The sequence below is a fragment of the Roseibium sp. SCP15 genome, from assembly GCF_040329435.1.
In the GTDB taxonomy this organism is placed as follows: domain Bacteria; phylum Pseudomonadota; class Alphaproteobacteria; order Rhizobiales; family Stappiaceae; genus Roseibium.
The window spans coordinates 586,803-606,287 of sequence record NZ_JBDZYI010000005.1 but is presented as its reverse complement, the minus strand read 5'-3'; the positions used below and the strand labels follow the sequence as shown (position 1 = coordinate 606,287).

The window sequence follows — 19,485 nt, the reverse complement described above, 5'->3', positions numbered from 1 at the left end:
TATCGCATAAATGAATATCAGAAACTGAGACACCCGAAACTCATAAGCGATTGATATTAATTGACAAAAAAACAGGCACCGCCCCACTTCATCCTAAGCAGGGTGATGACTGGAACAAATCGGAAGCCGGTGTCAGATCAGAACCGTAGTCAAGGCCGGCAGCCAGCTGAGCAGAACCAGGATCAGCGCAACGGCCGCAAGGAACGGATAAAGCTGGCGAACGATCGCCATTGGCTTGGAACCGGTCATGGCGGAGGTGATATAGAGCCCGGCACCAACCGGCGGTGTCAGCAAGCCAAGCACCAGGTTGAGGCAGATTATGACCCCGAACTGAAACGGATCGATGTTGTAGTTCGTTTGCGCGATAGGCAACAGGATCGGAGCAATCAGGATCAGGGCGGCAATGCCATCCAGAACCATGCCGATGAAGAACAGGGCGCAATTGACAATCAGCAGAAAAACAAATGGATCCGAGGTGATGGTCGTGATCTGAGCTGCAAGTTTCTGCGGGATCGCTTCATAAATGATCACCCAGCCGAATACGTTCGCGGTCGCGATCAGAAAGATCACCAGGCTCGAATTCTTTGCCGTCCGCACGAAGAGCTGTCCGAGCCGCGACAGTTTCAGATCCTTGTAGACCATCGTTCCGATCACAAAGGCAACGAGCGAGGCAACAGCTGCCGACTCGGTCGGCGTCGCAACCCCAAACAGGATACCGCCGACGATTGCCAACGGAATAAGCGCTGCAGGGAGACAGTCCCTCAGAGCTGCCAGCGCGTCCTGCCTGCTCATCCAGGCACTTTTTGGAAAATCCTGAGTCAGACCGACCAGCATCACGATCAGGAAAAACACGGCCGACAGAAGCAAGCCCGGAATGATGCCTGCCAGGAACATGTCGCCGATGGGGATCTGCGCCAGAACGCCGTAGATGACGAACAGCATCGACGGTGGAATGATCGGGGAAAGCAAACCGCCTGCCGCCGTGGTCGCCGCCGCGAAATCACGGCTGTAGCCTTCCTTTTCCATGGCAGGCACCATCGCCCGTGACATCACGGCAATCTGCGAGGCAGCCGACCCGATGATAGCCGCCATGAACATGTTGGCCAGCAGATTGATATAGGCCAGGCCACCTCTGAACCCGCCGACAAAGACCCTGGCGGCCTGCACCAGCCTTCCGGTCATACCGCCTTCGTTCATCAGTTCGCCGGTCAGCATGAACAAGGGGATCGCGAGCAATCCGTAGTTCTCGATCCCGGAAAACATCTGCTGGGCGAAGGATTCATAAAGAACGGTATTGCCGCTTTCATGGATGTACCAGACAGCTGAAAGAGCGAGCACCAGACTGATCGGGACCGCGCCAAACAACAGCACGAGAAAGACAACACCGGTCATGACAGTCCGTTTCCTGCATCGCGAGAGAAGAACAGGCCGCTAGAGGAGTGCGCAACGTTGCTGATCGCATGAAGACAGAAGCCAAGTGCGAAAATCGGCATGATCATCCAGACCCAGGCCTTGCCGACCCCAAGCGTGTTGGTTGGTTCTGCATAGATGAAATTGAAGGTTTCTCCCTGAAAGACCTCGATGTCGAAGCCGCTCGCCCACAGGCCGGCAGGATTGAACCAGATCCAGCAGAACCAGATGTTCATCACCGCAAAAGTCAGTACGACGAGATCGACGAGAAAGCGCGCGATTGAAAGGCCGTTGCGGGGCAACAGGTCGACCAGAATGCTGACACTGACGCTGGACTTGTGATGAACGGCGGCAGACGCTGCCAGGAAAGTCATCCAGATCATGGTGTAGATCGCGGCTTCATCGATCCAGAAGATCGCGCTGTTTGCCGCCCGCGTAACCACATTCACGAGAATAAGCAGGGTGACGAGCATTGCGCAGAATGCGGCAAGAGCCACCTCACACCGCGCCCACCATGCGGAGAACCGATAAAGCATTCAGTAGTCCTTAAAAAACCGGCCCCGCGATGAGGGCCAGTTTTCGATAGCATGCCGGGTTATTTCGTGTCTTCGGCAACTTTTCTGAGATCGGTCAGAGCCGGAGCTTTCTCGGACCAGGTATTCTCCCAGTCGCCAATCGCACTTTCAAAGAATGTTGCATCCACTTCCCGGACGGTCTTCCCGGTTCCTTCGACATCCTTCAGCCAACCGGCTTCCTTTTCCACATAGGTGTCGATCACACCGTCGAGATGCTTGGCCATGATGGTCGAGATCATTTCGCGGTCTTCCTTAGACAGGCCCTTCCAGACCTTTGCCGACACAAGCCCCACCATGGGGAACATCATGTGGTTGGAAACAAGGATCGTGTCCGCGTGATCATAGTATTTCAGCTTCCAGATCAGTTCCGCGTCCATGTCGATGGCGTCGACCTGACCATTTGCAAGCGCGTCATAGACCGCAGGCAACGGCATCGGTGTCGGAGCTGCGCCCACGGAATTGTAGAAGTCCTTGATCGGCTCAAAGGGCGTGATGCGGAGCTTTTTGCCTGACAGGTCGCCAGCGGTTTCGATCGGATCCCGGCTGACGATCTGGCGAAGACCGGCCATGCCATACCCCAGTCCGACAACCCCTGCCTTTTGCGGCAGGCTGTTCAGGAGATCCTTTGCCGTATCGGATCTCAGGATGCGTCCCGCGTGACCAATATCGTTTGCCATGTAAGGCGCATAAAGCGCGCCGAAATCGGGAACCCTGTTCGAGACTTCAGCGATGGTCAGAAACGCCATGTCCAGAGCTCCAGTCTGGAGCTGTTGCATCATCTGCGCTTCGTTGCCAAGCTGCCGGGACGGGAAGACTGTCACCGTGTGCTCACCGCCGGAAGCGGAACTCAGCTCTTCGCCGAAGTCACCGGCGGCCTTGGTCCAGATATGCGGTGGCGGCGTGATCAGGCCAAGCCGGAATTCCTTGGCGAAAGCCGATCCGGCCGTCAGCACCAGAGCAGATAGCGCGACGGGCGCCACGCGGCTGAATAGTTTCGCAAATCCCATATGTAATCCTCCCGCTCCACGCCGCATGCCTTCGTGCAGACGGCTGGCTTTTTTTTCCAAGTGATTTTCTAAAGTGTGACCCAGCCTTCCGGCGGTTCCTTGCCGGGATGCACCGAGCCGCAGTTCGGGCAGGTACGGTCCTCTTCGGAGGCGTAGAAGGCTTGATAGACTGGCGGAAGATCCTCGACGATCGACTCGAGATCGAGCTCGGCGCGATGAACCAGATGCTGGCACTCGAAACAGTACCATTCGATCGCATCCAGCGCACCTTCCGGCCGGGCCGGTTCGATCACCAGACCGATGGACCCTTCCTGCGGGCGCTGAGGTGAATGGCGCACATGAGGTGGTAACAGGAAGATCTCTCCCTCCCGGATCGGAACATCGTAAAATTCCTTGCCGTCGTAGATCTTCAGGACCATGTCGCCCTTAAGCTGATAGAAAAATTCCTCCACCGGATCGTCGTGATAGTCGGTCCGCTTATTGGGTCCGCCAACAACCGTGACCATCAGGTCAGCATCCTTCCAGACCTGCTGGTTCCCGACCGGCGGCTTGAGCAGATGTTTGTGTTCGTCAATCCATTTCTGGAAATTAAACGCAGCTAGTCTGGACACTTTGTTCCTCCACTGGCGGCCGGTTCCTGCCGCAGAAATTCCAGGAAACCCGTTTTAGATCAGGTTTCTCCATGAATTCAGAAGAGGAGATTTTGATATTACAATCAAATACTAATATTGAAATTGGATATAAAGAATCAAAATACCTAAGCGCGATCCAGGACGGCGTTCCGGAAACACGCAAGCCTTACTGATTGCGATCAACCTTCAAACGAAATGCCCGCCAGCAGGAAGTCTGTTGCAATGCGGGCATGCTCTTCAATTTCCCGGTCCGTTGGCTGTGCCCGCCCGAGCAGAACGCCATCGCGCAATGCAAGCAACATGGCCGTCCATAGTCTGACCGGTTGGTCCGGCGCTGAAAGTTTCAGCCTTTCGGCAAAGAAACGGGACAGTCTGGCACCCGTATCCTCAGGTCCAACCGAAAAGAAGGCTTTTGTGATCTCCGGCGCCTTGCCGCTCTCCGCAACAAGCAACCGGAAGGTTTCCAGATGCTCTTCAGACAGATGAAACTGAACAAATCCCCGCGCAAACCGGTGAAGCGCCTCCGCTGTGTCCGGATTTTCGAGATGATCCATGAAGTGTTCTTCTGACGATTCTCCCATGAACTTCAGGGTCGCCTCGAACAGCTCTATCTTGGATGGAAAATACCGATAGACAGTCTGTTTCGTGACCTGCGCTTCAGCGGCGATCCGGTCCATGTTTGCCAGAACAAACCCCTCGGAACGAAACAAATCACGCGCAGCGTTCATGATCGCGCGGCGTTTTCTCTCCTTGTTCTCTTCGATTTTTCCCATTCATTTCAATCCACTATCAAAAAAATCAAACTCAATAGTATGATTTTCTTGACATTCACGCAAGTCTTCACAAATCATACTCATCAGTATGATAAAACCAGGCAAGCACCATGTCAGACACAACAGAAGTCTCCTCGCCCCCCAAGACAGTCCGGACCACCGGCATTCTCATTGCGTTGCTCGGCGCAGTGCTGATGAGTTTCGACCCGATATTCATCAGGTTTTCCGGCGTCAGCGGTTTCGACACCGCCTTCCTGTTCGGGCTCTTCACGGCAATCTCGATGCCCATCTTCATTCAACTGCGCGACAAGCGTGGGCTGGTCGGAGCGCTGACGGCATGCGGATGGCCGGTTCTGGTTTCCGGGCTCCTCATGCTTGGCAGCGCATCGGCACTGGTGCTCAGCATCAAGAACACGTCGGTCGCAAACACCTTTGTCATCCTGAGCACAGCGCCGGCTCTGGCTGCTGTCTTCAGTCGGATCTTCCTGGGAGAAGTCACAAGACGCGCCACATGGCTGGCCATCGGCTCGGTCATGGTCGGCATTGCGATCGTGGTGTCGGGGTCTATTGGCTCCGTCAATCTGGCGGGTGACGCACTGGCGTTTTTCGCGGTCACCTGCCTATCTCTCAACCAGACCCTTTTGCGGAAGTTTCAGGATGTCAGCCGCATGGCGAGCGTCGGCATGGGTGGATTGTTCCTGGCGATCGTCATGTCCTTTTTCGCAACGCCTTCCTCATACAGCGCAAACACCTGGATCATCATGGGATTGATGGGTCTGTTCACCGCGCCCTTCGGCAGGGTGTTGTCCCAGGTTGCCACCCGCTACATCACCGCGCCCGAAGTCGGCATCATCCTGATGGTTGAAGCCGTTTTTGCCCCACTCTTTGCATTCGGTTTTTTCGGAGAAATTCCGCCAGTTCAGAGCTTTGCCGGTGGTGCAATCATCCTGGTGACGGTCCTCGCCTACGCAATCAACTCAACAAGACAATCCCGATAAGGAAGAAGCACATGACCGCAACGTTCAATTTTATCGGCGAGATCAGAACACCGTATGAAAGGCTGGAGGACTGTCCCAACAACATTCAGCCCAATGGCCCGGAGTGCCGGGTCGTTCTGAGACCGGAATATCGTGACGGTTTGACAGGACTGGAGCCCGGACATTCCGTCCTTCTGCTTTACTGGTTTGAAGGCGTCGAGAGATCATTGATGCTGCAAAGAAGCCCGAGATGTGCAGGCAGCGAACCGACGGGAACCTTCTCGCTTCGTTCCCCTCACCGCCCGAACCCGATCGCAGCAGCTGTACTCACGGTTGGCGACGTGAGGGAAGATGGTTTGATTGTTCAGGGTCTGGATTGCCTGGATGGAACCGGGCTGCTGGATATCAAGCCGGCAACAAGACAGGAGATTGCAAGCCACATAAGCGTCTAGAACCCGGAACCCCGATCCCACGGGGTTCTTTCTCGTCCTCCTTGGGGCACAACCTCAGATCTGACCACCTTGCTCACGGATGTTTTCCTGAATGAGTCCCTTGTAGAGCGCACGGATCCGGCGAGTGACCGGGTTTTCTCCCGAACCGATCGCCTTGCCGTCAATCGAAGCAACCGGCGTCTGGGCACCGAAGGTACCGGTAAGGAACGCTTCATCGGCGCCGTAAGCCTCGTAGAGCGTGTAGTTTTTCTCAAAGACCGGAATGTCGTTGTTACGGCAAAGATCGATGACCTTCTGCCGGGTTACTCCGTTCATGCAATAGTCACCGGACGACGTCCACACCTCCCCACGCCGTACGATGAAGAAGTTGCAGGCATTGGTCGTGTTGACGAACCCATGCGGATCGAGCATCAGCGCCTCATCGGCCCCGGCCTGCTCCGCCTGAAGACAGGCGATGACGCAATTGAGCTTTGAATGGCTGTTGTATTTGGCGTCTTGACTCATCGGCAATCCGCGAACCTGTGGAACCGTTGCCAGGCGAATGCCCTTGGATTGAAGCGTTTCGACCGGTTTCGAATGCTCCATTATGATGACCAGGGTCGGTCCGGACCGGCTGAGACCTGGATGCTGGAAAGGCTTGGCCTTGACGCCGCGTGTCAACATCAGACGGCAATGAACGTCATGCGTCATGCCATTGGCCTCTGCTGTCGCGGCAAGTGCTTCCCGGATGCCTTCCTTATCCAGCCCCACATCAAGCGAGACCGCTTTGCAGGAATTGAAAAACCGGTCCATGTGTTCTTCAAAGAACGCCCACTTGCCATGATAGAGGCGCATCCCCTCCCACATGCCGTCACCGAGCATGAAGCCGCTGTCATAGACTGAGACCTTGGCTTCGTCGCGATGCACCAGATCGCCGTTCAGATAGATCTTGATGTCGCGATTGCGCATATCTTCCTGGGCATCATGGGTGGAGTGGCTTGTAAGTACATTCATGACAGTGAACTTCTTTGAAAATCGGTCTTTGGTTTTTCAGGTAACGGGTCAGTGCCCGAGGATCTGATTCAGGAATGCGCGCGTGCGGTCATGCCGGGGACTGTCGAAAAACTCCGACGGCGGAGCCTCCTCGACCACCTGACCATCCGCCATGAAAACCACACGATCGGCGACCTGACGGGCAAACCCCATTTCATGGGTGACGCACACCATCGTCATGCCTTCGTTGGCGAGCGCGATCATGACCTCGAGCACCTCTGAGATCATCTCCGGGTCGAGTGCGGATGTCGGTTCGTCGAAGAGCATGATTTCCGGCTTCATGCACAGCGCACGGGCAATCGCGACGCGCTGCTGCTGACCGCCGGACAACTGACCGGGAAACTTTTCCGCCTGATCGGGTATCTTCACCTTGGTGAGATAGGCCATTGCAATCTCTTCGGCTTCCGCATGGGATTGCTTGCGCACTAGGCGCGGTGCAAGGGTGCAGTTTTCCAGAATGGTCATGTGCGGAAAGAGGTTGAAGTGCTGGAAAACCATTCCGGTCTCCCGCCGTATCTCGTCAATGTTGTCCAGATTGTCATCCAGTTCCGTTCCCAGAACATTGATTGAGCCGGCCTGATGGTTTTCCAGCTTGTTGATGCAGCGGATGAGCGTGGACTTTCCGGACCCGGACGGACCGCAGATGACCACACGTTCGCCTTTTCCGATTTCCAGGTTGATGTCCTTGAGCGCATGAAACGCGCCATAGAACTTTTCCATTCTGCTTATGCGAACCGCGTGGGACAGGTCAGACATGTATGTGCCTCCCTTATCGCGATGCCACAGCCAGGCGCCGTTCCAGGTAGGCGCCATAGCGGGACAGGGCGAAGACAAAGACGAAGAAGATCATGCCGACGAAGGCATAGACCTCGACATGGGCAAAGTTCCATTCCGAGGTGCCGTAGGCGGCGTTTCCGGATGCAAGAATTTCAAAGAAACCGATGATCGCGACCAGCGTCGTTTCCTTGAAGGTGATGACAAACTGATTGATGGTCGGCGGCAGCGCATTTCGAAACGCCTGAGGCAGGACGATGTAACCGATGCGGTACCAATACCCCATGCCAAGCGCCTTGGCCGCCTCTTCCTGCCCGGCGGGCAGAGATTGCATGCCGCCGCGAATGATCTCTGCCTGGTAGCAGGCAAAGAATATCGCGTAGCCGACAATCACCCTGTAGAGCTTGTCACCGATCAGGAAGTCCGGAAGTACGAACGGCACCACGATCGCGAAGGTGAACAGGATCGTCAGCAGCGGCAGGGACCGGATCGTGTCGATCACCAGTCCCATGGTCCTGGAAATCCACGGAAGTTCCGACCGGCGCAACAGGGCAAAGGCGATCGCCAGCGGCATTCCGAGCAAGGAAACGGACGCAAAGATGAAGATTGTCAGGGAGAGACCGCCCCAACGCTGCTCGAACACAGGCGTCAAACCGAATACACCGCCCCGCATCAAAACGTAGAAGATCGCAAATCCGCTGAGCCAAAGGCCGGCAAGCCGGCGCGCGGACCAGAAGAACGGTGCGCAGGAAAGACCGGCAACCAGAACCATGACCGCGCAGGCGATTGCAGAGCGCCACTGTTCCTCGAAGGGATACAGACCGAACAGGATCAATCGCCATCTCGCGTCAATCACGGCCCAGCAGGCACCGCCACTGCCATGAGCACACAGATCCCGGTTCTCGGCAGAAAACACGGCGTTCAGGACACCCCAGTCGAACAGGTTCCAGACGATCCAGATCACCAGTGCCGCGAAGGCCAGAGTGAAAACGCTGTCCCAAAGGTTCGAGAAATACCTGGTCTTGAGAGACTGGACGAATGTGGGTTCCCGGTAGACAGTTTCCATCGTCGCCACCTCACATCCTCAGCTGATTGCCCTTGAGCTTGATCGCGTCGTTCACGCGGTTCAAAACCCAGGCGAGGGAATAATTGACGAGCAAAAAGCCGCCCATGAGGATTGCGATCAATTCAAGCGTCTGACCGCTCTGGTTGATCGACGTCGAGACGATCATGAAGAAATCGGCAAATCCGACGGCAATGCCAATCGTGGTGGATTTGAAAAGCCAGACATATTGATTGGTGAGGGTCGGCAGAACCGCCCTGATTGCCAGCGGCAACCGGATGCGGGTGAAGATCTGCCAAGTCGTCAGACCGAGTGCGAGCCCTGCTTCCGTCTGTCCCTTGCCAATGGCGTTGAACCCGGCCCGGATGATCTCGCCGATATAGGCAGCCCCGTAGACGGAGATACCGACAATACAGGCAAGCAGCTCCGGGGGAACGCGGATACCGTCCCGATAGTTCAACCCCTTCAGATAAGGCAGGTTCAAAAGCGGCGTATCAGGGATCCGGCCGATCCAGAAAAGAACAATGGCAAGAAGCAACCAGCCTGCCAGCAGACCGCGGGTTAAACGTTTCTTGTCCCTGGCGGATCTACGGGCAAATCTGCGCGAGGACTTGAGCCACAGCACGCCGGCCAATGCCGCTATCAGGGCTACGACCGCGAGAAAGACCACCTCACCGGTAACGTTCAAGCCCGGCAGATAGGTTCCGCGCCCGCTCAGGAAAACAACTCCGAGAACATCAATCCCGGATCGCGGTGGCGGCAGCGCGGTCAACAGCGCGTACCAGAAAAACACCTGAAGCAGCAGGGGGACATTGCGGAAGATTTCGACGAAGCTCGCGCCGACGAGTTCTGCCATGGCATTGCCAGAGACCCGCATTATGCCGACGATCAACCCCAGCACAGTCGCAAGACAGAGCGAAACCGCCCCCAGAAACGCAGTGTTCAGAAAGCCAACCCAGAGCGCTTTCCAATAAGGATCGCTGGTGCTGTATTCAATCAGGGAAAAGCTGATGGACCATCCGGTGGACCGTTCGAGAAACCCAAAGCCGGAAGTGATTCCCTGAGCTTCCAGGTTCTCTCGTCCGACCATTGTGAAGGTCAATACCGTGAGCGCAATCGCACCGACAAACAGGACCTGATTGGTCGCGTCCCGATAGGCTTTTTGCTTCAGTATGGAAACCATCTTGCCAGATACCCGGTCGTCACTTCCGAAAAGAATGTGATTTCAAAAGTGCGATGAGCCGGAGGCGGCTCATCGCCAAGTTTGGGGAAGATCAGTCGATGATCATCGGATAGAACACGCCGCCATTCGTATAGAGGTGGTTCATGGCACGCGGCAGCTTGTATGGCTCACCGATATTGCGGTCGAAGATTTCACCGTAATTGCCTACTTCCTTGATCATGTTGAATGCCCAGTCATCGGGCAGTCCCAGGCTCTCGCCGAAACCGGGCGTAACGCCCAGAAACTTGCCGATTTCCGCTGAGGCGGGATCCGCGCGAACCTCGTCTACATTGGCCTGCGTGATGCCGTTAAGCTCCGCATACCATAGTGCGCTCAGCATCCAGTTCTGCACGTCCAGCCAGGCGGCGTCGCCTTCACGGACAATGATGCCTTCCGGCTCAAGCGCCAGCACATCCGGCAAAATGACATGGTCATCCGGATTGTCCGCCTGCGCCCGTGCTGCTGCCAGCGGTGGGCCGAACAGGATCATGCCGTCGCAACGCTTGTTGAAATAGGCTGCACGCACCTCATCACCCTTTTCAAAGACGATGACTTCGGCCTCTATGCCGTTTTTCTCAAGATAGGCTGCCAGAATCCGCTCGGTCGAAGTGCCGGCGGGAACACAGATGGAGCCCCCGTCCAGATCGGCCACCTTTTCCGCCCCAAGTTCGGCATGGGACATGATGTGGAACCCGCCCACAAAGTAAGGCCGGGAATAGGCAAGATTCAGCTCTGTGTCCCGACTGAAGGTCCAGCCGGACAGTTTGATGACGACATCGATGTCACCGGATTGCAGCGCAGGCCAACGCTGAGCCCAGCTGATCGGGACGATTTCCAAATGGCCCTCGGCCTTTCCGAACAGGCTGGCGGCCAGCGCCCGGCAAAGGTCGATGTCCAGCCCCTTCCATTCACCCTTGTCGTCAACTTCCGCAAATCCGAGATAACTGCCGTTGTGACCGCTGCACAGCAGCGACCCTCTTTCCTTCACTGTATCGAGGCGGCTATCCGCCTGAACGCTTCCCGAAGCCAGCATGCCAAGTGCCGCCAGCCAAATCGCTGCTCGTTTCATTCCTTGCCTCCAACTGAAAGGACCATGCCTGTTATCTTGTCGACATGTTGTCGCCAAATATCTTGTCGACATTTTGTCGTCACGTCAATAGAATGATGTGAAAGATGATCTTTCGGCTTGTTCCAGAGCCTCGGAAACGAGAATGAAGACAGAAAAAATGGACGCGGAAACAACAGGTAAGCCAACACGCGGTGGCGGCGCCAAACTGGTTTACGAAACTTTGCGCAAGGAGATTCTGGAGCTTCATCTGCCCCCGGGCATGCCCCTCGATGAGACGAACCTGTCCGAACGTTTTGGCATGTCGCGCTCTCCCATTCGCGAAGCTCTGGTGCGTCTTTCCGCCGACGGCCTTGTTCAAATGCTCTCAAATCGATCGACGCTGGTGACGCCGATCGATCTGACAGAATTGCCCCGCTACGTCGAAGCTCTCGACTTCATTCAGCGTACCACCACCCGGCTGGCGGCCAGGAACCGGACCGAGGAAGACCTGGAGGAATTGACCAGATTGGCTGAAGCCTATGACGCCACCTGTCTGGAAGGGCGGCCAAGGCTGATGTCACGGGCAAACAAGGATTTTCACATGGCCATCGCCGAGGCGGGCCGGAACCGGTATCTGTCGGAGAGTTACGAGAAGTTGCTCGATGAAGGCAGGCGCATCCTGCACATGCATTACGCCCAGCAAACCACCAAGCAGGACAAGTATCCGTTGGGGCGGGAACATTTCGACATAATCGATGCCATCCGCAGACAGGACGAACGCGCGGCCGACCAACTCGCTCACGCACATACCCGGCTGTTTCACGACCGGTTGGTTGAATTCATGCGCGTCAACTACATCGAAAACTTCGACGCGGAAGGCGACGGTCCGGTGCCAATGAAGACCTCGGACCTTGTCTAAACAACTTAAATGACTGATCTCTGGCGACCTGCTGACTGGTCCGGCGCTGCAACTCAGGTCGTTGTGTCGCCCAATACGCCCATATCCTCCGCCGCAACGAGGAAACTTTCCTTGGTGCCGAAGAAATTCCTGCCACGCTCACCCGCAAAGGCCAGATCGATGATCTCCCGGCACTTGTCGTCCGGAACACCATGATCGGCAAAGCGTGTTCCGACACCAAGCTCAGTCAGGAACCGCACCAACTGTTCAGCCCCCGCCTTCAGGTCTTCACCGAAGATTTCCTTCAACGCCTCTTCCCGAAATCCACCGACACCAGTCAGGGAACGAAGCACAACAGGCAATGTGAAGGAACAGGCAATTCCGTGCTGAACGCCCCAGCCAAGGGTGACCGGATAGGAAAGATTGTGTGCAATGGCTGTTTTCGTATTTGAAAAGGCAAGTCCGGCAAGCAGAGCCGCCTCGGCCATCCGGCTGCGCAAGTCGAGATTGCTCAAGTCGTTCAGCAGCGCAGGAAGCACATTCAGGACGGTTTTCGATGCTGCTACCGCATGCCGGGCAGAGACCGGATTTGCGTTGATGTTCCAGATGCTCTCCAGTGAATGTGACAACGCATCGAGCCCCGTTGCCAGCGTCAGTCCACGAGACTTGCCCAACATCAATTCAGGATCGACCAGCGCGGTTTCCGGATAAAGGCGCGGATGCGCAAGCGAGTATTTCCTGCCTGTCCTTTCGTTCCAGACCGTTGCCCAGCACGTGACCTCACTTCCGGTTCCAGCCGTGGTCGGGACGGCAATGACAGGCAAAAAGGAAAATGCCTCCTCTCCTGCCCGGGTCTCGAGAAATCTGGAAACCTTGCTGAAATCTCCGTCGGCGGCAGCAAACACCTTTGCCGAGTCAATGACCGACCCGCCGCCAAGAGCCACGATCACTTCAACCTCCCGGTTCGCTCCTGAAAAGCGGGAAGACTGATTTTCAAGCAGCTCGTAGTCCGGATTGGGCGCAACATCGCTGACAACAAGTGCCGGTGGCCCTGCCCGTGTCGCTAGCGCATCTGTCAGGTCGGCAAAAGGTGGATCGGGATACGTAATCAGAGCGTATCTGCGCCCGCCGATCTGGTTTGCCAGGTCGGCAAACTGGCCAGCTCCGAAAATCACCTTTACGGGATTGCAGTAGGTCCACATTTGTCTCTCTCGATGAAGTGCCCTGTTGCAAGGTCGATCCAGGCAGAATGAAAAGAGACACGCTATTAATCAAATTGATTGTTTGGATACGATCCATATACTGAAGCTATGCTGAAATCTGAACTTCGATCTTTTCACGCAGTCGCAAAACATCAGGGTTTTTCGCGTGCTGCGAAGGCGCTGAACATAAGCCAGCCGACCTTGTCGACGCAGGTAAAACTGCTCGAGCAGCGTTACTGCGTGGAATTGTTCAATCGCTTGGGCCGCGAGATCCGTTTGACCGGACAGGGTGAAGAGCTCTTCAAGGTCACCTGCCGCCTGCATCAGGCGGAACAGGACGCGGAGAGCCTGCTGGAATCCTTCAGGGGATGCGATGCGGGCACCCTCACGATCGCAGCTGTCGGCCCGTTTCATGCCACCGACATGATCATTGCATTCAAGCAGAAGTTTCCGCTGATCAATGTGGATGTTGCCTTCGGCAATTCCACCAAATGTTTCGAACAGATTCTGTCCTTTGATGCGGATGTCGGGATCATTGCCGAAGTACCTTCGGATCCGAGGGTCAGAACCTTGCCCTACAGCACGCACGATGTGGTGGTCTTCGTAAATGCCGATCACCCGTTTTTCACGCGTGAAGAGATCCGGATGAGCGATCTGCAAGGACAGGATGTCATCAGGCGCGAGGCCGGATCGACGACGCGCGTTGCCGTTGAAAAGGCGTTCGCCGAACACGAAATTTCGGTTCAGACGGTGCTGGAGCTCGGCAGTCGCGAAGCCATCTGGAAAGCGGTGGAACAGGGACTGGGCATTGGGTTCGTGGCAGATTTCGAATTTGTGCCTCACCCCAACCTGCGCGCCGTCCCCATTTCCGATGCAAACATCCAGACCAATTATTATCTCGCGTTTCTGACCGAACGTGCGCAATCTCGCCTGATCGCATCATTCTGTGATGCAGCCATTGCCCAGGCAGAGTGAATTTACCCATTTGTTGTGATCATTTCACAGAGGACGAAAATGACTGACCACGCAGAAGAATATCAGGGAAGTTGTTATTGCGGCTCCGTCAAGGTCACCGTGACGGGCTCCCCGAGATCGTCCGCAATTTGCCATTGCCATTCCTGCCGGAAGTGGCACGCGGCACCGATCAATGCCTGGAGCATCTGGAAAACCGACGACGTCAGCATCACTGGCGGACCAGTCATCACATCCAGTCAGAACGAAGCAAGCGGGCGTGTAACATGCGAAAAATGTGGCGGTTGCGTCGCCAACCACAAACCGAAGGTCAACATGACAGTCGTCTACCCGATGACCCTCGCGGGGTCCGGCCTCAAATATGAACCTGCCTGTCACATCTTCTATAGCGAAAGGGTCATGGATTTCGCTGACGGCCTGCCCAAGTTCGCAGACATGCCGGAGAAAATGGGCGGCACCGGCAAACGGATTGAAGAACCTGAAACAACCGGCTGGTGCGAATGAACAAGGCCCCGGAATTTCGCTCCCGAGGCCTTTGGACATTTTCCGGACTTTCTTGAAGACCTCAAAGCAGGCTTACTTGATCTCGACCCATCCACCCTTGTCCGCAGACGCAAACACGGCATCCAGGATTTTCATGTTCTGGATCGCATCTGCAACCCCATAGGGCAGCGGCGCTTCACCCGAAATGGCTCGACCGAACACATCGACAAGTTCCGCATACTGGTCGCACGGCGGGATTGTCAGTGTCTCGGCGGATCCGTCTCCAAGGATTGAACCATCGTCCAGCCGCAGCGGAACAGCTTCGCCCTGCGGAGCATTCACCGGAATGACGATTTCCAGGCGCTTTTGCGTACCCATCAATTGAAAACGCTGGAAGGGTGTCAGCTGAGTCGAGACAGTGAAATCCAGGTGCCGGCCACCACCGAAATCCATCATCGCGCTGGTCATCCGGTCGACCCCGAATTCAGGATCCCGGTCAATCAGCGAAACAACGCGCTGCGGTTCGGCCTCGAAGAAATACCGCCCGGCCAGCATGGTGTAACACCCGATATCCAGGAGAGCGCCCCCGCCTAGCCCCGGCAGGTTGCGAATGTTTTCAGGATCGGTGTTGAAGAAACTGAAGAACGCCTGGATCGCCTTCAGTTCTCCCAACTCTCCTGAGCGCACGATCTCGCGTGCCTTGATCCATTGCGGATGCGCGCGAACCATGAAGCCTTCCGCTACCAATCTGTCCTTTGGCAACGCAAGCAACTGCTCCGCTTCTTTCGCATCCAAGGCAATCGGCTTTTCGCAAAGGACATGCTTGCCGGCCTCGACGGCTTGAATGGTCACGGGCACATGCAGATGGTTCGGCAAAGGGTTGTAGATGGCGTCGATATCCGGATCGGCCAACAACTCTTCATAGGAACCATAGGCTTTTTCGATGCCGAGCTCGCTGGCCGCATCCCTTGCGACCACAGGACTGCGGGAGGCAACGGCTGCAGCAATTCCGGTTTCGGAGCGCTGAATGCCGGGAATGACCTTTTCGCGGCCGATTTTTGCGGTCGAGACGATGCCCCACCGGATCTTTCCGTTTTCCATTCTCACCTACTCCCTGTGCCGAGGTACGCGCCTCAAATGACATGAAAGAAACCCGGCCTGCAAGGCCGGGTTCCGTGTTCACGCAAGTGTGTGAGAGATTATCTCAATATTTTTCCGGCACATAGAGATGCTCAGGCAGCACCTTGCGCTCGTAATCGGGGTTGAAACGTCGTTCCGGCAAGGTGATCGGGTCATGCGGAATATCCTCATACGGCATAAGCGACAGAAGATGGTCGATACAGTTGAGGCGTGCCTGTTTCTTGTCGTTGCCCTCCACAATGAACCATGGTGCTTCGGGAATGTTGGTGCGCTCGAACGTGTCTTCCTTGGCCTTGGTGTAATCCTCCCAGCGAATGCGGGATTCCAAGTCCATCGGTGATAACTTCCACTGTTTGAGCGGATCGTGAATACGCATCAGAAAGCGCAGCTGCTGCTCTTCGTCCGTGATCGAGAACCAGTATTTGACGAGGCGGACACCGGAACGGACGACCATGCGCTCGAACTCCGGAACATCGTTGAAGAATTGCTCAACCTCATCTTCCGAGGCAAATCCCATCACGCGCTCGACACCAGAGCGGTTGTACCAGGACCGATCGAAGAGAACGATTTCGCCGGCTGCCGGCAAATGCGGAACATAGCGCTGGAAATACCATTGGCTCTTTTCCCGCTCGGTCGGAGCCGGCAGGGCGACAACCCGGCAGACACGGGGATTAAGCCGCTGGGTGATCCGCTTGATAACGCCGCCCTTTCCGGCAGCATCACGGCCTTCGAAGATGACGACGATCTTTTCGCCGGTATTCTGCACCCAGTCCTGAAGCTTGACCAGTTCGGCCTGCAAGCGCAGAAGTTCGTGAAAATAGGTTTTCCGGCAGAGCGGGGACTTGTGTCTTTTGTCGGAGATGAACTGAAGGTCCTTGGCAACCAGCAGGTCATCAATCTCCATTTCCAGCTCTTCGTCCAGGCTGTCTGCCCATTCGGCTTCGACCCAGGTCTTTGCGCTGTCGTCCCTCATCAATCGATCCTCTTGAAAATTGCCGCGTAGTACTCCGAAACTCTGGACAGCTTAACCATGTAAGTTTTTTGACAGTTCCCCCAGTTCACAACTCAAAATTATCTTCGACATTGATTTCGCGCAAAACAAGGCTTGTAAATGAATGAACGTTCATTTATAGATTTTTCGAGGAGGACATCATGGCCACCAATGCCACCAAACCTCAGAGCCGCGCGAAGGGCCTGGAGACTGCTGGCCGCGTTCGCAAAGCAGCTCTCAAGCGTTTTGCCGGTGCGGGCTACGCGGCTGTGTCGATGCGCGAGATCGCAACAGATGTCGGCGTTCGTCCCGGCGCCCTCTACAATCACTTTCCGACCAAGCAGGACATCCTCAAGGACCTGATGCTGTCTCATATGACAGACCTTCTGAGGGCGTGGGATGCTGCCGTATTTGCGCAAGACACCGATCCGCTGGAGTGTTTTGTCCGCTTCCATATCCGTTACCACCTGGAACGGGCCGACGAGGTCTTCATTTCCTATATGGAGCTGCGCAATCTCGAACCGGAAAATTTCGCCGTGATCGAGGCGGAGCGCCGTCGCTACGAAGCCATCCTCACCGATATTCTGGAAAAAGGGGCCGCAAGCGGGCGTTATGCAGTTGAAGACGCGCGCGTCGCCACGCGCGCCATCATTGCCATGCTGACCGGCATTCCGACCTGGTACCGCGAAGGCGGACATCTTTCAGAACAACAGATCGAAGACCTTTACCTGAACATGGTGCGCAAGGCAGTCGCACCGATTGCCATCAATTCCCAAAGGGAGACCGGGTGACATGAGCATCCTGAAATCGAACCTCTCGCCGAAGAGCGAACAGTTCGCGACCAACAAGGCTGCCCATGAAGCTGCCATGGACGCCGTCAAGCAGGCTGCACAGACTGCCCTTGATGGTGGGGGTGAAAACGCGCGCCAGCGGCACCTCTCCCGCGGCAAGATCCTGCCGCGCGAACGGGTTTCCCGCCTGCTTGATCCCGGCTCGCCCTTTCTGGAAGTCGGCATGCTCGCTGCCCACGAGATGTATGACGGCGCGGCTCCTGCCGCGGGCATCATTGCCGGCATCGGACGTGTGGAAGGTCAGGAAGTGATGATCCTCGCCAACGACGCGACCGTCAAAGGTGGCACCTACTACCCGATGTCGGTCAAGAAGCACCTGCGCGCCCAGGAGATCGCCGAGCAGAACAATCTGCCTTGCGTCTATCTGGTCGACAGCGGTGGTGCCAACCTTCCCAACCAGGACGAGGTCTTTCCGGACCGGGATCACTTCGGCCGGATCTTCTTCAATCAGGCGAACATGTCCTCAAAGGGCATTGCTCAGATCGCGGTTGTCATGGGCTCCTGCACAGCAGGCGGCGCATATGTCCCGGCGATGTCCGACGAGACAATCATCGTCAAGAACCAGGGTACGATCTTCCTGGCGGGCCCACCCCTGGTAAAGGCGGCGACGGGCGAGGAAGTCACGGCGGAAGACCTTGGCGGCGGAGACGTCCACACCCGCCTTTCCGGTGTCGCCGATCACCTTGCCCGCGATGATGCGCATGCCCTTGCGCTCGCCAGACGCTCGATCGCCAGCCTGAACCGGACAAAGTCGGTCAGCCTTGCGCTTCAGACACCTGAAGCCCCTCTCTACGATCCGGATGAAATTCTCGGAGTGGTCCCGGCCGACCTGAAGACCCCTTATGACATTCGCGAAGTGATTGCCCGCGTTGTCGACGGCTCCCGGTTCGATGAGTTCAAGGCACGTTACGGCACCACTTTGGTCTGCGGCTTTGCCCATATCCATGGCATGCCGGTCGGCATCATCGCCAACAATGGCGTCCTTTTCTCCGAAAGCGCGGTCAAGGGCGCGCATTTCGTCGAACTCTGCTCGCAGCGCAAGGTTCCTCTGGTTTTCCTGCAGAACATCACCGGTTTCATGGTTGGCCAGAAGTATGAAAGCGGCGGCATTGCCAAGGACGGCGCCAAGCTGGTGACGGCGGTGGCGACAACGTCGGTGCCAAAGATCACCATGCTGGTCGGCGGTTCATTCGGTGCAGGCAATTACGGCATGTGTGGCAGAGCCTATTCACCGCGCTTCCTGTGGACCTGGCCCAACTCCCGCATCTCGGTCATGGGCGGCGAACAGGCTGCCGGTGTGCTCGCCACCGTCCGCCGCGATGGCATCGAGCGCAAGGGCGGCAGCTGGTCAACCGAAGAAGAACAGAACTTCAAGCAACCGATCATCGACCAGTTCGAGGCCCAGGGACATCCTTTATATGCCACCTCCCGCCTTTGGGACGATGGTATCATCGATCCGCGCAAGACCCGCGACATTCTGGGCTTGTCCCTGTCAGCAGCCTTGAATGCTCCGATCGAAGACACACGCTTCGGTATTTTCAGGATGTGATCCGATGACGCTGGAAGAACTGAAACAAAAGTATCCCGGTGCCGAGACGTTCAAGTTCGGCGACAGTGAGGAGCTGAGCAACGATCTGATCGCGCTCGTTCGCAGCGGAAAGAAAACGGCAACCTGTGGCGCATTTCGGGATTTCGAAGATGGCGGAGAAGTCATGCCGGTACCAGGACGCAGGGACATCGCCCTGAACTGGGACGGGTCGCCAGCGCTCGTCCTTGAAACAGTGGACGTGTTCATCACGCGCTATTGCGATGTTGATGAGGATTTTGCGCTCGCGGAAGGTGAAAACGAAGACCTAGCGGGTTGGCAACAGGGTCACAGCCGGTATTTCGAACGCAATGGTGGCTTCGATCCCCAGATGAAACTGGTCTGCGAGCGTTTCAAGCTCATCGAAGATCTCCAGAGCGAGCAAAGTGGAAGGTAGG

General features: G+C 56.2%; 21 protein-coding genes. 8 read left to right on the top strand and 13 right to left on the bottom strand.

The window, feature by feature from the left end; all coding sequences use genetic code 11:
* Positions 1 to 132 precede the first annotated feature (132 nt).
* The 5 genes from ABLO27_RS25910 to ABLO27_RS25890 all read right to left on the bottom strand — a co-directional run bounded on the left by ABLO27_RS25910 (position 133) and on the right by ABLO27_RS25890 (position 4,397).
* On the bottom strand, positions 133 to 1,392 hold the full coding sequence (locus tag ABLO27_RS25910; protein ID WP_353036986.1) for a TRAP transporter large permease: 1,260 nt from the start codon (positions 1,390 to 1,392) through the stop codon (positions 133 to 135).
* Positions 1,389 to 1,946 (bottom strand): TRAP transporter small permease, encoded by a 558-nt coding sequence (locus ABLO27_RS25905; RefSeq protein ID WP_353036985.1) that lies wholly within the window; start codon positions 1,944 to 1,946, stop codon positions 1,389 to 1,391. The genes ABLO27_RS25910 and ABLO27_RS25905 overlap by 4 nt, the downstream gene beginning before the upstream one ends.
* A 59-nt stretch (positions 1,947 to 2,005) precedes the next feature.
* Positions 2,006 to 2,992 carry a TRAP transporter substrate-binding protein gene (locus ABLO27_RS25900; RefSeq protein WP_353036984.1) on the bottom strand — a complete coding sequence of 329 codons (987 nt, stop codon included), beginning with the start codon at positions 2,990 to 2,992 and terminating at the stop codon, positions 2,006 to 2,008.
* Positions 2,993 to 3,060: 68 nt separating this feature from the next.
* Positions 3,061 to 3,603 (bottom strand): 3-hydroxyanthranilate 3,4-dioxygenase, encoded by a 543-nt coding sequence (locus tag ABLO27_RS25895; protein ID WP_353036983.1) that lies wholly within the window; start codon positions 3,601 to 3,603, stop codon positions 3,061 to 3,063.
* A 200-nt stretch (positions 3,604 to 3,803) separates the two neighbouring features.
* On the bottom strand, positions 3,804 to 4,397 hold the full coding sequence (locus ABLO27_RS25890) for a TetR/AcrR family transcriptional regulator (RefSeq protein WP_353036982.1): 594 nt from the start codon (positions 4,395 to 4,397) through the stop codon (positions 3,804 to 3,806).
* Between the two features lie 110 nt (positions 4,398 to 4,507).
* Here ABLO27_RS25890 and ABLO27_RS25885 point away from each other — a divergent pair, with 110 nt between their 5' ends.
* Positions 4,508 to 5,395 carry a DMT family transporter gene (locus tag ABLO27_RS25885; protein ID WP_353036981.1) on the top strand — a complete coding sequence of 296 codons (888 nt, stop codon included), beginning with the start codon at positions 4,508 to 4,510 and terminating at the stop codon, positions 5,393 to 5,395.
* A gap of 11 nt (positions 5,396 to 5,406) precedes the next feature.
* Entirely contained in the window at positions 5,407 to 5,826 is a 420-nt protein-coding gene (locus ABLO27_RS25880; RefSeq protein WP_353036980.1) for an SAM-dependent methyltransferase, read from the top strand.
* A gap of 54 nt (positions 5,827 to 5,880) precedes the next feature.
* On the opposite strand, the gene ABLO27_RS25875 is transcribed toward ABLO27_RS25880, so the two are convergent.
* The 5 genes from ABLO27_RS25875 to ABLO27_RS25855 form a co-directional block, all read right to left on the bottom strand.
* Entirely contained in the window at positions 5,881 to 6,819 is a 939-nt protein-coding gene (locus ABLO27_RS25875) for an aminotransferase class IV (RefSeq protein ID WP_353036979.1), read from the bottom strand.
* A 48-nt stretch (positions 6,820 to 6,867) separates the two neighbouring features.
* A complete protein-coding gene (locus ABLO27_RS25870) occupies positions 6,868 to 7,614 on the bottom strand; it encodes an amino acid ABC transporter ATP-binding protein (protein WP_353036978.1) in 747 nt (248 codons plus the stop codon).
* Positions 7,615 to 7,627: 13 nt separating this feature from the next.
* Positions 7,628 to 8,698: an amino acid ABC transporter permease gene (locus ABLO27_RS25865; RefSeq protein ID WP_352946992.1), complete on the bottom strand. Its 1,071-nt coding sequence runs from the start codon at positions 8,696 to 8,698 to the stop codon at positions 7,628 to 7,630.
* A 10-nt stretch (positions 8,699 to 8,708) separates the two neighbouring features.
* Positions 8,709 to 9,878 (bottom strand): ABC transporter permease subunit, encoded by a 1,170-nt coding sequence (locus ABLO27_RS25860; protein WP_353036977.1) that lies wholly within the window; start codon positions 9,876 to 9,878, stop codon positions 8,709 to 8,711.
* Positions 9,879 to 9,969: 91 nt separating this feature from the next.
* Entirely contained in the window at positions 9,970 to 10,986 is a 1,017-nt protein-coding gene (locus ABLO27_RS25855) for an amino acid ABC transporter substrate-binding protein (RefSeq protein ID WP_353036976.1), read from the bottom strand.
* A gap of 157 nt (positions 10,987 to 11,143) precedes the next feature.
* Here ABLO27_RS25855 and ABLO27_RS25850 point away from each other — a divergent pair, with 157 nt between their 5' ends.
* A complete protein-coding gene (locus ABLO27_RS25850) occupies positions 11,144 to 11,884 on the top strand; it encodes a GntR family transcriptional regulator (RefSeq protein ID WP_353037036.1) in 741 nt (246 codons plus the stop codon).
* Between the two features lie 53 nt (positions 11,885 to 11,937).
* Here the strand turns inward: ABLO27_RS25850 and ABLO27_RS25845 are convergent, their stop codons facing one another.
* On the bottom strand, positions 11,938 to 13,065 hold the full coding sequence (locus tag ABLO27_RS25845) for a phosphonoacetaldehyde reductase (RefSeq protein ID WP_353036975.1): 1,128 nt from the start codon (positions 13,063 to 13,065) through the stop codon (positions 11,938 to 11,940).
* A gap of 108 nt (positions 13,066 to 13,173) precedes the next feature.
* On the opposite strand from ABLO27_RS25845, the gene ABLO27_RS25840 reads away from it, so the two are divergent.
* On the top strand, positions 13,174 to 14,040 hold the full coding sequence (locus ABLO27_RS25840) for a LysR substrate-binding domain-containing protein (RefSeq protein WP_353036974.1): 867 nt from the start codon (positions 13,174 to 13,176) through the stop codon (positions 14,038 to 14,040).
* 39 nt (positions 14,041 to 14,079) lie between these two features.
* Positions 14,080 to 14,541, top strand: coding sequence for a GFA family protein (locus ABLO27_RS25835; RefSeq protein ID WP_353036973.1), 462 nt, complete (start codon positions 14,080 to 14,082; stop codon positions 14,539 to 14,541).
* Positions 14,542 to 14,613: 72 nt separating this feature from the next.
* Here the strand turns inward: ABLO27_RS25835 and ABLO27_RS25830 are convergent, their stop codons facing one another.
* Both ABLO27_RS25830 and ppk2 read right to left on the bottom strand, forming a co-directional pair.
* Positions 14,614 to 15,621 carry a Gfo/Idh/MocA family protein gene (locus ABLO27_RS25830; RefSeq protein ID WP_353036972.1) on the bottom strand — a complete coding sequence of 336 codons (1,008 nt, stop codon included), beginning with the start codon at positions 15,619 to 15,621 and terminating at the stop codon, positions 14,614 to 14,616.
* 103 nt (positions 15,622 to 15,724) lie between these two features.
* Positions 15,725 to 16,633 carry a polyphosphate kinase 2 gene (gene ppk2 / locus ABLO27_RS25825; RefSeq protein WP_352947012.1) on the bottom strand — a complete coding sequence of 303 codons (909 nt, stop codon included), beginning with the start codon at positions 16,631 to 16,633 and terminating at the stop codon, positions 15,725 to 15,727.
* Between the two features lie 179 nt (positions 16,634 to 16,812).
* Here ppk2 and ABLO27_RS25820 point away from each other — a divergent pair, with 179 nt between their 5' ends.
* The 3 genes from ABLO27_RS25820 to ABLO27_RS25810 are packed head-to-tail and all read left to right on the top strand — an operon-like array spanning position 16,813 to position 19,484.
* Positions 16,813 to 17,442, top strand: coding sequence for a TetR/AcrR family transcriptional regulator (locus ABLO27_RS25820; protein ID WP_353036971.1), 630 nt, complete (start codon positions 16,813 to 16,815; stop codon positions 17,440 to 17,442).
* 1 nt (position 17,443) lies between these two features.
* Positions 17,444 to 19,051 carry a carboxyl transferase domain-containing protein gene (locus ABLO27_RS25815; RefSeq protein ID WP_353036970.1) on the top strand — a complete coding sequence of 536 codons (1,608 nt, stop codon included), beginning with the start codon at positions 17,444 to 17,446 and terminating at the stop codon, positions 19,049 to 19,051.
* Positions 19,052 to 19,055: 4 nt separating this feature from the next.
* Positions 19,056 to 19,484, top strand: a complete 429-nt coding sequence (locus ABLO27_RS25810; RefSeq protein WP_353036969.1) for an ASCH domain-containing protein — start codon at positions 19,056 to 19,058, stop codon at positions 19,482 to 19,484.
* Position 19,485: the final 1 nt, after the last annotated feature.

What these genes read in the sequence shown, in the direction of transcription:
- ABLO27_RS25860 (WP_353036977.1), bottom strand. Translation starts at nt 9,878, where the DNA reads ATGGTTTCCATACTGAAGCAAAAAGCCTATCGGGACGCGACCAATCAG.
- ABLO27_RS25830 (WP_353036972.1), bottom strand. Translation starts at nt 15,621, where the DNA reads ATGGAAAACGGAAAGATCCGGTGGGGCATCGTCTCGACCGCAAAAATC.
- ppk2 (WP_352947012.1), bottom strand. Translation starts at nt 16,633, where the DNA reads ATGAGGGACGACAGCGCAAAGACCTGGGTCGAAGCCGAATGGGCAGAC.
- ABLO27_RS25855 (WP_353036976.1), bottom strand. Translation starts at nt 10,986, where the DNA reads ATGAAACGAGCAGCGATTTGGCTGGCGGCACTTGGCATGCTGGCTTCG.
- ABLO27_RS25875 (WP_353036979.1), bottom strand. Translation starts at nt 6,819, where the DNA reads ATGAATGTACTTACAAGCCACTCCACCCATGATGCCCAGGAAGATATG.
- ABLO27_RS25835 (WP_353036973.1), top strand. Translation starts at nt 14,080, where the DNA reads ATGACTGACCACGCAGAAGAATATCAGGGAAGTTGTTATTGCGGCTCC.
- ABLO27_RS25850 (WP_353037036.1), top strand. Translation starts at nt 11,144, where the DNA reads ATGGACGCGGAAACAACAGGTAAGCCAACACGCGGTGGCGGCGCCAAA.
- ABLO27_RS25820 (WP_353036971.1), top strand. Translation starts at nt 16,813, where the DNA reads ATGGCCACCAATGCCACCAAACCTCAGAGCCGCGCGAAGGGCCTGGAG.
- ABLO27_RS25885 (WP_353036981.1), top strand. Translation starts at nt 4,508, where the DNA reads ATGTCAGACACAACAGAAGTCTCCTCGCCCCCCAAGACAGTCCGGACC.
- ABLO27_RS25815 (WP_353036970.1), top strand. Translation starts at nt 17,444, where the DNA reads ATGAGCATCCTGAAATCGAACCTCTCGCCGAAGAGCGAACAGTTCGCG.
- ABLO27_RS25910 (WP_353036986.1), bottom strand. Translation starts at nt 1,392, where the DNA reads ATGACCGGTGTTGTCTTTCTCGTGCTGTTGTTTGGCGCGGTCCCGATC.
- ABLO27_RS25880 (WP_353036980.1), top strand. Translation starts at nt 5,407, where the DNA reads ATGACCGCAACGTTCAATTTTATCGGCGAGATCAGAACACCGTATGAA.
- ABLO27_RS25865 (WP_352946992.1), bottom strand. Translation starts at nt 8,698, where the DNA reads ATGGAAACTGTCTACCGGGAACCCACATTCGTCCAGTCTCTCAAGACC.
- ABLO27_RS25890 (WP_353036982.1), bottom strand. Translation starts at nt 4,397, where the DNA reads ATGGGAAAAATCGAAGAGAACAAGGAGAGAAAACGCCGCGCGATCATG.
- ABLO27_RS25840 (WP_353036974.1), top strand. Translation starts at nt 13,174, where the DNA reads ATGCTGAAATCTGAACTTCGATCTTTTCACGCAGTCGCAAAACATCAG.
- ABLO27_RS25900 (WP_353036984.1), bottom strand. Translation starts at nt 2,992, where the DNA reads ATGGGATTTGCGAAACTATTCAGCCGCGTGGCGCCCGTCGCGCTATCT.
- ABLO27_RS25905 (WP_353036985.1), bottom strand. Translation starts at nt 1,946, where the DNA reads ATGCTTTATCGGTTCTCCGCATGGTGGGCGCGGTGTGAGGTGGCTCTT.
- ABLO27_RS25845 (WP_353036975.1), bottom strand. Translation starts at nt 13,065, where the DNA reads ATGTGGACCTACTGCAATCCCGTAAAGGTGATTTTCGGAGCTGGCCAG.
- ABLO27_RS25870 (WP_353036978.1), bottom strand. Translation starts at nt 7,614, where the DNA reads ATGTCTGACCTGTCCCACGCGGTTCGCATAAGCAGAATGGAAAAGTTC.
- ABLO27_RS25810 (WP_353036969.1), top strand. Translation starts at nt 19,056, where the DNA reads ATGACGCTGGAAGAACTGAAACAAAAGTATCCCGGTGCCGAGACGTTC.